The organism is Streptomyces sp. KLMMK, assembly GCF_036961605.1.
GTDB classification, from domain to species: Bacteria; Actinomycetota; Actinomycetes; order Streptomycetales; family Streptomycetaceae; genus Streptomyces; species Streptomyces telluris.
This window is the reverse complement of record NZ_JBAMDC010000238.1, coordinates 1-10,382: the sequence shown is the minus strand read 5'-3', so window position 1 is coordinate 10,382 and position 10,382 is coordinate 1. Positions and strand designations below refer to the sequence as shown.

At 71.0% G+C, this 10,382-nt stretch carries 12 protein-coding genes and 2 pseudogenes; 4 read left to right on the top strand and 10 right to left on the bottom strand.

All coding sequences use genetic code 11. The features are described 5' to 3' along the window. Together V7793_RS26145 and V7793_RS26140 are read right to left on the bottom strand one after the other, a co-directional pair. Positions 1-330 (bottom strand): annotated as a pseudogene (locus V7793_RS26145) (hypothetical protein); the annotation flags it as partial. A gap of 21 nt (positions 331-351) precedes the next feature. Then, positions 352-762: a hypothetical protein gene (locus tag V7793_RS26140; protein ID WP_336010519.1), complete on the bottom strand. Its 411-nt coding sequence runs from the start codon at positions 760-762 to the stop codon at positions 352-354. 1,345 nt (positions 763-2,107) lie between these two features. Here V7793_RS26140 and V7793_RS26135 point away from each other — a divergent pair. After that, positions 2,108-2,920 carry a hypothetical protein gene (locus V7793_RS26135; protein ID WP_336010515.1) on the top strand — a complete coding sequence of 271 codons (813 nt, stop codon included), beginning with the start codon at positions 2,108-2,110 and terminating at the stop codon, positions 2,918-2,920. Between the two features lie 157 nt (positions 2,921-3,077). Continuing rightward, complete coding sequence (locus V7793_RS26130; RefSeq protein WP_336010513.1) at positions 3,078-3,260, top strand: hypothetical protein; 183 nt, start codon at positions 3,078-3,080, stop codon at positions 3,258-3,260. Between the two features lie 97 nt (positions 3,261-3,357). Here the strand turns inward: V7793_RS26130 and V7793_RS38275 are convergent, their stop codons facing one another. The 5 genes from V7793_RS38275 to V7793_RS26110 form a co-directional block, all read right to left on the bottom strand. Further along, positions 3,358-3,666: a DUF7677 family protein gene (locus tag V7793_RS38275; protein WP_443057999.1), complete on the bottom strand. Its 309-nt coding sequence runs from the start codon at positions 3,664-3,666 to the stop codon at positions 3,358-3,360. Positions 3,667-3,779: 113 nt separating this feature from the next. Continuing rightward, a complete protein-coding gene (locus V7793_RS26125; RefSeq protein ID WP_336010511.1) occupies positions 3,780-4,103 on the bottom strand; it encodes a hypothetical protein in 324 nt (107 codons plus the stop codon). Further along, positions 4,100-4,354 (bottom strand): hypothetical protein, encoded by a 255-nt coding sequence (locus V7793_RS26120; protein WP_336010508.1) that lies wholly within the window; start codon positions 4,352-4,354, stop codon positions 4,100-4,102. Before V7793_RS26120 ends, V7793_RS26125 begins: the two co-directional genes overlap by 4 nt. A 280-nt stretch (positions 4,355-4,634) precedes the next feature. Then, positions 4,635-5,633: a C40 family peptidase gene (locus V7793_RS26115; RefSeq protein ID WP_336010506.1), complete on the bottom strand. Its 999-nt coding sequence runs from the start codon at positions 5,631-5,633 to the stop codon at positions 4,635-4,637. Between the two features lie 13 nt (positions 5,634-5,646). Then, positions 5,647-6,234, bottom strand: a complete 588-nt coding sequence (locus V7793_RS26110) for a hypothetical protein (RefSeq protein ID WP_336010504.1) — start codon at positions 6,232-6,234, stop codon at positions 5,647-5,649. A 343-nt stretch (positions 6,235-6,577) separates the two neighbouring features. Between V7793_RS26110 and V7793_RS38270 the strand changes: the two are divergent. Next, positions 6,578-7,102 (top strand): annotated as a pseudogene (locus V7793_RS38270) (DUF6009 family protein); the annotation flags it as partial. Between the two features lie 190 nt (positions 7,103-7,292). Here the strand turns inward: V7793_RS38270 and V7793_RS26105 are convergent. Further along, on the bottom strand, positions 7,293-7,589 hold the full coding sequence (locus V7793_RS26105) for a WhiB family transcriptional regulator (protein ID WP_336010501.1): 297 nt from the start codon (positions 7,587-7,589) through the stop codon (positions 7,293-7,295). A 104-nt stretch (positions 7,590-7,693) separates the two neighbouring features. Further along, complete coding sequence (locus tag V7793_RS26100; protein ID WP_336010499.1) at positions 7,694-8,959, bottom strand: competence protein CoiA family protein; 1,266 nt, start codon at positions 8,957-8,959, stop codon at positions 7,694-7,696. Between the two features lie 307 nt (positions 8,960-9,266). On the opposite strand from V7793_RS26100, the gene V7793_RS26095 reads away from it, so the two are divergent. Beyond that, on the top strand, positions 9,267-9,776 hold the full coding sequence (locus V7793_RS26095) for a hypothetical protein (RefSeq protein WP_336010498.1): 510 nt from the start codon (positions 9,267-9,269) through the stop codon (positions 9,774-9,776). Positions 9,777-9,953: 177 nt separating this feature from the next. On the opposite strand, the gene V7793_RS26090 is transcribed toward V7793_RS26095, so the two are convergent. Next, a complete protein-coding gene (locus V7793_RS26090) occupies positions 9,954-10,328 on the bottom strand; it encodes an SH3 domain-containing protein (protein WP_336010497.1) in 375 nt (124 codons plus the stop codon). Positions 10,329-10,382 lie beyond the last annotated feature (54 nt).

The following is a 10,382-nucleotide window of genomic DNA, read 5'->3' as shown; positions in this document are numbered from 1 at the left end:
GACGTCCGCATCGCGCAGGACGTCGGCGTGCACGGCCAGGACGCCGCCGATGCTTCCGGCCGGCTGCAGGGCTGCCTCTTCGGCTGAGATGACCGCGCTGCGCACCTCGGGCTGCAACTCGCCTACCAAGGCGCGGACTTCGGAGTGAAGGGCTCGGGCTTCCACGATCGTGAGTGGGGTATTCGTCTCGGCCGCCAGTCGCGCACCGGCTGCGATGAGCGTCTCCCGGCCACCGCCGCCGACGTCGTAGGTGATGCATCCTCCCCCGGCGGCCACGAGCGTCTCGACGACGCCCGCGATCCGGGGGTGTTTCAGCACGCTGCTGTCCACGTGATCACTCCCTTGCTGTGGTCAGTGATCGTTGTGGAAGGTGGCGGAGGCCTTGCAGTAGGAGGGGTGCCGCCCGGCCTTGATCACGCAGGCCCGTAGCCGGCAGGAGCGCTTCCCGGCGAGGTTGTGGCGGCCGTCGGCGCTGACGGTGCTGCACTTGTTGTCGTTGTAGCTGTCCGTCACATGGTAGACGTGCGTGCCGGCGGCGGTCTGGACGTCCGCCAGGGCGCGGTAGCCGTCCGTGTTGACGTCGCGCACCGTGAGCTGGACGCCCTGTTCGCCGATGGCCGCGGCGGCGCCGCTGCCGTGCGGGCCTCCGCTGTACCACCAGGTGGTCGCAGCTGCGGCGGTGCCTGTGCCGGACACCATCAGCGCGCCCAGCACGATGGCGGGGAGGGCTGCAGGGGCCATGCGCATGGGTGTCGGCTTCATCCGGGCCCTCCTGAGCTGGCGGGTGACCCGGTTCTCGTGGTCGGGTGCCGGGCCGTTCCGAGGCAAGCAGGTCCGCCCGGTGCCGCGCGGCGGGTGCCGGTCCGTGTTCCGTCAGCTGAGTCGGCGTTCTTTGCGTCGCTCCCGCGCGGTGGGATCTTGCCGGGTCCCTACCCGGCTCGTCGACCGGAAGGACGTCGTATCCGGCGAGGCAACTGCCCGACGACGGGGTGATGCGGCTGTGGCTCTCGGGTGATCTCGCGGTGGTGCTCCTGGTCGGGGACCAGACCCGGACCCTGACGGTCCTGAGCATCGCCTACGCCGGGCTGGAGTAGCGCCGGCCCGCCCCTCCGTACGGCGGCCGCGCTCCGCCAGGGCCTGCGCGCTGTCTCGTGGTGCGCACGTTCGTCACGCCGCCGGGGCATGCGGGGCACCGCACCGCGGGCACCGGCAGGGATCTCCCTCGCAGGGCGCGGCCAGTGCCAGACACCGGGCGCAGTCGCAGAGTTCGGGAGCGCCCGGGGCCCGCCGGCAGTCCGCGCCGAGCGGCGCGGCTGACGGCCAGGCGCCGCGCAACGCCCCACGAGGCAGTGGATCCGCGTACCGTCCGTGCGGGGGTGCACGGCCGGCTCACCGACCGCGCCCGAGGCCGCCGTCCCGCCGCCGCCCAAGGCCCCGCCCCCGCTCCTGCCCCGCAGCCGGACCTGCCCCCCGAAGGCATGCTGTTCTGACTCGCTTTGAGGCGAACACGGCCCCTTGAGCCCCTCCCACTCCCCTGCTCGCCCGTTCAGCGGATTGCCGTGGTTCTAGCCCCTTCAGCCCCTTCCCGCACGACGAGGCCCCTCTGACCTGCGCGTTCAGTCCGCGTCTGGCAGGGACAAGGACCGAGTGGAGCCCTCAGAAAGGGCCGCTCAGCCCCGCCACTGCGGCGAGGAAGGAGGGGCAGGACCGTCGACCAGGACCCTCCGCCAGGAGGCGACGCGGGGCTTGCCGCGCAGCAGGGCTCTGCGCTCGCGCTCGACCATGCCGCCCCATACGCCCCCTTCGTGACTCGTTGGCAGACCTGTTTGGAATCATGTCCGCATGGACTGCGACCTCGCCCCGCCGACCGGCGTTGGCCCGTTGCGGATCGATATGACCCGGCACGCGGCCAACACGGCGCTGGAGGCGCTCCGCGATCTCTCTGCGATCTAGGAGTCTGATCGGCCGGGGCAGCGCGTCTTCCGTCCCAGCGGGCTGATAGGGCCTCCACACCCACCGCAAGGGTGGCGATCGCGCGGGAGAGCAACTGCCGACCCTCGCAGTGAGTAGCATCCGGCAGCAACAACCAGGTACGAGGAGTGCTGCCGTGGCCGACGAGCCCTTGAAGAAGACCCCCATTCAGAACAAGTACGCGCAACAGTACGCCGATGACCTCGCAGCCAACCGCGAGGAGCAGGGCAGCATCACCGAGCAGATCGCCGGTCTCCAGGAGCGCCTGGAGCAACTCAAGGTGGAGGAGATCTGGTTGGCCCAGGCACGGGGCAGTCTGCCCGGGGCCCCGGCCCCGAGCGAGCCCGAGGCCTCCGCGCCGGCCGATACCGTTGCCAAGGCGCCCCAGACCGTTCCGTCACCGCGCCAGGGTGGATCGGTGAAGGCGGAGCAGCCCGCCAAGAAGGCGACAGCCAAAAGGAAGACCACGACGAAGAAGGCCGCGGCCAAGAAGACCACCGCCAGGGCGACGGCGAAGAAGACCACGGCCAAGGCGTCGGCGAAGACCGCCGCGGAGAAGCCGGCAGCTGAGCAGGCGGCGGCACCGGAGGCCGCCGCTCCAAAGACGCCGGCAGGGAAGAGCGCGACCGAGGAGAAGTCGGGTCCGCCGCTGTGGCAGCTCGCCCTGGACATCCTCCTCAAGGCCCCCGGGCAGCCGTGCGTGGCCCGTGAGGTCGCCGACCAGCTCGCGCAGGACCACCCGAGCCGGAAGACAACCATCCAGACGGTGCGCAACACCCTGGAGACCCTCATCAAGAAGAACCTCGCCGAGAAGTCGCACCAGCAGGGAAGCGCGATGTACACCGCATACGCCGACGCGGGTGCGGCGCCCGCTGCGGACGGCACCGCGGACCGCGAGGCCGAGCAGGGTCCCGAGATGGCTGTCGAGAAGGCTCCGGCGGAGGTCTGACGTCCGCTGCGGTCCGCCCGGGCACCCGCAACGGCCCGGCGGGCCGAGCGCCGCAGGTGCCCGGGCAGCAATGCAACGCCGCCCAGGCCTGCACACCACAAGGCCGGCACAAAGCCCAGACGTACCACCTGAAACAGCGAGTTCAGGCGATGGGCCGTTGTCCCAGCACAACGCGGGCCACATCGACGGCCCAGGGGTTGATGACGCCTTCATCGTCCCCAGATTCGGCATCCTCCAGCCACCCCGCGAGCGGGCCGTGCAGCTCGATGTCCACACGGTGGTTCCCCTGCCGGAGAGACGCAACAGCATGGCTGAGCAGCTCAGCAAGAGCCTCTTCTGAATCATCGGGATGCGACATGTCCACAGGTTCTCAGGCGCGTAGGCTCAGGGGCACACGTTAACGTCAGGCTGATGTCCCGATGGCGAGCGCCTGGTCCTCAAAGATGGAGTTCGGTCTCCCAGGCTTCGAACGGTGGCTCGACCCGAAAGCTCGGGTCGCAGCATGCCCGAATCCACTGCGCGACCCGGTACTGCGCGTCCGCGTCATTCAGCACCATGCCGTCTGCGTCGACTTGGAGCACGTTGCCGTAGATTGCGAAGACCTGCTCCAGCGACGAGCCGGAGTGGAAGACGGCTGAGCGGTAGTCGACCCATCGAGCAACTCGACGTCGAGGGTGCCGTTCGCCAAGTAGAAGGCGAACAGCCGAAACGAGGCGCGCACGTCGACAGGGAGATGTTCCACGCAAGCATCATGCACGACATCGCCACCGTCTCGGCAAGATCTTTTGAGGACAGGGCCTGGGACGCTGCGCGGCACTTTCGTCGGTGCCCCCGGTGGGAACGCAGGGGGCGGTCCGTCTCACACGGTGGCGGCGGCCGCGGGTGCAGGCGCGGTTCGGGCCGAGAGCAGGAGCGCACATCCGGCGGCGGCCATCAGCGGGACGGTGAAATGGCCGCTGAGCGGTCCGGCCAGGGCCGTGCCGCCGGCCTGGCCGAGACGGATGGCGCTGGACATCCAGCCGACCGCCTCGGTCGACATGCCCGGCGGGGCGAGCGCGGTGACGGACAGGCTGGCCGCAGTGAGCAGGGGCACGAACACGGCGCCCGGCAGCATCGCCAGGAGGAGGACGGCGGGGGCGTGCGCGGTGCCGCACCGCGGGCACCGGCAGGGGTGTCCCCTCACGGAGCGGCCAGTGCCAGGCACCGCGCGCAGTCGCACAGTTCGGGCCCCCCGGGGGCCCGCTGGTAGTCCGCTCCCAGCGGCGCGGCCGACGGCCATGCGCCGGGCTTGTGCCCGGCGGGGCCCGAGAATCTCTGCCACAGCGCCACGACCTTGACGGGGGATCGCACCCGGCGGATCTGCAGGCGCATGAACGCGGGCAGGTCCCCCTGCTCGCGCATGGCCGCGATGTCGTCGGTCGCGAAGTCCTCCACGGCCCCCCTCGGGCGCTCTAATCGGAAGCTACAGGCGGTGTAGGTTCCGGCTTGATCTGTCGGCGCCCGACGCTGTGACCAGCGGTTTCCGTCTGGTGTCCAGACGGGTTGTCAGCGGGTTCGTCCGGCCGATCTGTCGGTTTCTTCAGCTGGAACGGGCCCTTGGGGCTCCGCTGACAGATCTCTCGGACAGGCGACCTGGGGATTTGCCCCTGGTGGTGACAAGCCGATGACAAACCGGCTGGACAGTGACAAGTGAAATCGGAAGCTACAGGCGGGGTCAGCCGACGTGGCGCATAGCGACGATCTGGTTCGTCCACCAGCTCATGGGCTTGATCCGCACATCCAGGCCGGTGCGCGGCGCTTCGATGACCTGGTCGTTGCCGATGTACATCCCGACATGCTCGGGCACCGCCGCGGAGCCGACGCTAAACAGCAGGTCGCCGGGGACCAGCTGGCCGATGGACTGGACCGGCGTGCCGACGTTCACCTGGTCGTACGTGGTCCTCGGGAGGTTCACGCCTGCCGCGCCCCAGGCCATCTGCATCAGGGACGAGCAGTCGCAGCCCCGGCCTCCGGAGTACGGCGACTCGCAGCTGCCGCCCCACACGTACGAGGTGTCGAGCGCGGTCATCGCCGCGGCGATTGCCCGCCCCGCTCCTGCCGAGCCGTCCCCGCCCGCCGGGATCAGGCCGCCGTCCTTGGTGCCCCACTTCTCGGCCAGCTCGCGGATTTCCTTGACGTAGCCGCGGGTCTCCTCGATCGGCGGGACACCCCCGGCCTTGATCACACTGCCCGAGCCCGCGTTGTAGGCGGCGAGCATGTTCTCGGCCTTGTTGCCGGGGACGTTCTTGACCTCATCCGCGACGACGCAGTCGTAGCGCACGGCAGAAGGGACGGCATCCGCCGGGTTGTGGACGTCCCTGACTCCGTCACCGTCACCGTCGACGCCCCACTCGGCCCACGTGTCCGGCATGAACTGGGCGATGCCCTGAGCACCCACCGGGCTCGGCTTGTCCTCCCAATGGCTCTCCGTGTACAGCTGCGCCGCCAGCAAAGACGCAGTGACCTGGGGGCAGCCGTACTTGCCCTTGACGGCCTCCTCGATCAGCTTCCGGATCTCCGGCGGGATCGGGGCCTTGCCCGACAGCCCACCTCCCGGTCCCCTGCGGCTCCCAGCGCTGGCCCCGCCGGCCCCGGCGAGCATCATCAGCAGCGAGAAGACCAGCACCATGGCGACGGCGAACGCGGCCGCCCCGTACGTGACAAGCTTCTGCATGAGCGGCCGCCGCTCAGGCGTACGGCAGCGCGATCACGCGCCACCGTCCGTCGTGTCCGCGCTCGAGTTGCAGAGCGACCTGGGTGTCGGTGGTGGTCGGCTTGCCGCTGGCCGGGCTGGTGGTGACCCGGTAGAGCACCCGCGCGAGCGCGCGGGTGGACGTGGGCGCCGGGGCCCCGTCGGGCACCGAGACCTTGGTGACAGAGGCGACGACGCTGGCCTTGGCCTCGGTCCACTGCCGCCACTGGGTCATGGTGGAGGGCCTGGCCATACTCAAGGAGGCGCCGAGGTCCTCAGAGGTGTACTGCGAGGCGCGTCGGCCCGCGTCGGTGAAGTCCTTGTCCTGGCCCGGCCGGGCGTCGTGGGAGGCCCAGGCAGCGGTGAAGTCCGCGGCGGCCTTGGCGATGTCTTGGGGCAGCTCACTGCCCGGGGACGCGGCCGGGCCGTTGGGCACGGGGATGATGCCGGTGCCCGGCACCGCGACGGCCGGCGCCTCGGGCGTCGCCGAGACGCTGGCGGTCTCGGCGGGCGCGGTGCGGACACCGCTGGAGAGTGAGCCGCAGGCCGTGAGCGATGCTCCGAGGACAGCAGTCAGTACCATGCCAGCGGCCGCACGGGGGCACACGCGCGGGAGGCGCCGCGGGGAAGGCTGGTATGCGGCGGACTGCTCCTGGCCGTGGTCGTGGGGCGTCCGTGACGGACCGGTGGGCCCGGTCGCGGCTCGGCGCTGGCGTAGAAGGTGGCGGAGGTCTTGCAGTACGAGGGGCGCTGCCCGGCCTTGATCACGCAGACCCGTAGCCGGTAGGAGCGCTTCTCGGCGATGTTGTGGCGGCCGCCGGCGGCGCTCACGACGGTGCACTCGCTGTCGTTGCAGCTGTCGGTGATGGGCCAGGCGCCCGCGCGTCGACTTCATCCGGGTCCTCCTGAGCCGGCGGGGCCCGGCCGTGGTGCCGGACCGTCCCGAGGCAATCAGCTCCCTGCGGCGCCGAGCGGCTGATGCCGGACTGCTTCCCAGGGGCTGCGGCGGTGTCCGGCCCACCGGTCCCGCCCGACGGGATCTTCGTCCGGGCCGGACGGGCGGCGGGTCCCGGCTCGTCTGCCCGGCGTGGGCGGGCCTGCGGAGTGCCGGAGATCGTGCCGGTTGTCTCCCACCGGGCACGCCCGGACCGAGGTCAACATCGTCTGGTTCGAGGGCAAGGAGGAGACCGAGGAGAAGTACGACTACGTCCGCTGGGTGTGGGAGAAGACCCCAAACAAGACCGGGAAGCCGAGCGGCGTCATGCGCCGACCGCATCATCGGCTACGCCGAGCTCGAGGAAAGCGCGGAACCCACCGAGCCCTCACGCCGGTACCGGCGGCGCGTCTTCTACGTCAAGGACAACGACCGCGGCGAGCCCGGAGGCCAGTACCAGGACGCCACACCCCACGAGGCCGTGGATCCGCCTACCGTCCGCGCGGGGGTGCACGGCCGGCTCACCGCCGCGCCCGGGGCCGCCGTCCCGCCCCGCCCAAGGAGGCAGCCCCTGCTCCTGCCCCGCAGTCGGAGCCGCCGCCCGACGGCATCTTGTTCTGACCTCACCTTTGGGGGCGAACACGGCCCCTTGAGCCCTGCCCGCCCTCCGTCCGCCTGTTCAAGGGCTTGCCGAGGTTCCGGCCCCTTCAGCCCCTCGCGCGCGGCGTCGGCTGAGGGGCGAGGCCGTCGATCAGGACCCTCTCCCACGAGGCGACGTGGGGCTTGCGGCGCAGCAGGGCTCTGCGTTCCCGTTCGGTCATACCTCCCCACACGCCCCATTCGACCCGGTTATCGAGGGCCTCCACCAGGCACTCGGTGCGCACCGGGCAGCCCGTACAGACGGCCTTGGCCCGGTTCTGCCGGGTAAAGTCCGCGAACAACTCTTCCGGGTCGGCGGTGCGGCAGGCCGCGTCCTCGCGCCAGTGGGCCCTCGCACTGGTCATGTCTGTCCTCCCCCGTCGCGGCTCGGCGACAAGGCCGAGCTTATTGTTCAGGTCACGCCCGGTGCGGTGCGGGGCATCGCGTCCACCGGGACCGGCGGGCGCGGTCATGCTCTGCGCTGCCAAGGCTTCCACCACGGCGGCTTCGAGGGCGATGGCGGTTCCTGCTCGAACACCGGCGGAAACTGCTGGGCCAGCGGCATCTTCTGCCGGGCTTCGGCAGCGGCGCGTTCTTCCTCCTTCCGCCGAAGTTCCTCTTGCTCGCGCTTTTCCCGCTCTGCCTGTTCCTCAGCAGCCCGTGCCGCGATCGCACGGCGCTTCTCCTGCTCGGCCGCGCGTCGGCGCCGGGTCCGCTCCTCCTGCTGGGCGCGCAGTTGGGCCCGGACCCGGGCCGCGCGCTCCTGTTCAGCCTGCTCGTCCGCCTGGAGCCGGTCTCGTTCCTCGTGGTGCACGCGCCGGGCTGGAGTGAGCAGTTCACGGGCAGCGAGGTCCACGTCGCACTGCTCCAGCGGATCGGCAGCGATGTGGCAGGCAGGGAAGGCGCGGCGGGGTGGCAGGGTGTAGGCAGCGTCCTCCCACAGGCGTTCGCCCGCTGACGTGTTCGCGGGGTGGACGCGGGTCGTGGCGGTGCCGATCGTCTGTGTGGTCGGGTCGAGCCACAGCGGGATCACGCCGTGCTGCAGCATCGTCTGGTGCAGGCCGCTGAGCTGGATGGTTGCGGCCCAGTCGGGATCGCGCCAGACGAGCTCCGTGCGGCGGAGCTGTCTGGTGGTGGCGGGCCGCCACTGCGGGCCGTGGTGGGCGAACAGCCAGATGTCGACCACGCCGGCCTTGGCGTAGAAATCATGGCGGGCTTTCCAGTCGGTGCCGGTGAGCGCGGAGTACTGAGCCTCGAAGGCCACCTTGCCCCCGTCGGGAGAGACGGCGAGCACGTCGGGGCGCCGCCATCCGTCCGGCAGGGTGATGGGGGTGTCGTCGAGGTGCAGGGTCCAGTCCTCCAGGTCCGGGTGGGTTGCTGCCCACCGGCACAGGACGTCCTTCGCGCTCAGGTGCCATAGCGTCTCCGGGCCCGTCACGTCGTCGTGCTCGCCCTCCCCGGGGCGGTGGGCAAAGTGGTGGCGCCGCGCTCCCGCGGCAACGACCCGGCCGAACGGAAGGCCGCAGTCGGACGCCGGGCACAGCAACAGCCCTTGGGCGACGTGGCGGCGCCAGGTCACCCCCGGCTCCATCTCGCCGTTGCCCTCACCGGCCGGCAGGTAGCGCAGCTGCTTGGTCTTCTTGTCGACCGCGAGGACCTGCGCCGTGTCCTGCGTGAAGGCCCGCGGCCGTCGCGGGCCGGAGTTCACGAGCCCACGCCACCGCGACGTGCCCATAGATGCTCCCTCTGCCGTTCCGTTGATCAACCTCACTGTGCGGCGGCACCGCAGCAGGCAGTGGGGCGCGGCGGGAACGTTCCGCCGGGCGGGACCAAAGGGGCTGCGGATGCGCTGCGGGACGCGTGGCACGGGACCAAGGGCGCGCCGACACGCGGCGCCGTCATGTTGCGGACGGGCGTGGGCGCGCTGCCATGGCGCCCGGCATGTGTCGGCCGTCACGTCCGGTGTGCGCCTGCGGAGCCGACAGCGCCTTGTTGAGCGGCCAGGCTCGATGGGCCGATGCCGTAACGGAGGGGACGTTCCGATGCCTGTACTGCGCCAGCTCACCGCCTGCGCCGCGCCCGCCACGCACATGGTCGAGGGCCACAGCCGCACGAAGGAGCGGGCCCTGCAGTACCGGGTGGAGGTATGCGCGCGCCACCGGTGGATCGCCGGGCACTGGCCGGGCCAGCACGCGAGGCGGGAGCCGGGCGGGCGCTGCGGGACGATGACCGACCACCGGGCCTACCTGCAGGTGGTGCAGTCGCACCTCGACACCTGGATCGGTCCGCTGACCACCCAAAACCTGGACAGGCACGGCGGGGACGTGGCCGCCGCGCTGCGGGCCGCCTACCAGTGGATGCGGGAGGGGTACGGCGACCGCGCAACGGCCCGCGGCAACCTCTGGTACGCCGTTGCGGTCGCGCTCGGGCACGCGGCCTGGCTGGCCGAAGCGGTGGCGGCTGGCCTCCTGGAGCGGGAGGACGGCGAGCGTCAGGTCCTGGCGGCGCTCAGCGCGGCCGAGACGCTCCACGGCACGGCCTGCGGGCACTAGACCATGATCATTCTCACCGGGTTTTCCTAATCCTCAACCACTCACACAGACTGCCCGGCGACTGACAAACAGGCCCGGGAGCTGACGGGGCCTCTGCTGGCCTGCGGGCAAGCCGAGGGCCGTGGCCCCCGGACTCCTTGTCCGGGACCACGGCCCTCAAGCGGAACAGCGGCCGCCTCAGTCGAGGTTGAACAGCCCGGTGATGTAGTCGTTCGCGATCCAGCCGTACTGGCCATCGTGTGCACCGGAGCGCACCTGAACGTAGGCGAAGCCCCCGCTGGAGAAGCACCCGACGTAAATGGTGGTGCCGTTGTACACCAGGCCGCGGGAGGAGTAGCCGGTGCCCGGCCCGGTGCGGAGGTTCACTCCGTCTCCGGTGTTGACCGACTCAATGCGGTCGAACGATCCGGCATTGCATGCCTCACGACCAGGACCACCGGATGCCGCCGGGGTCTGGGCGAACGCGGACGGGGCCGCACCCACGGCGAGCGCGGCGGTCGCGGCGAGCGCGACGGCGGGAATGGTGCGGCGGAGTACGGGCGGAAACGGCACAGCGGTCTCTCCTTGATCGGCGGTTGTGCCAGGGAGCCTTCAGGCCGGCCGGGG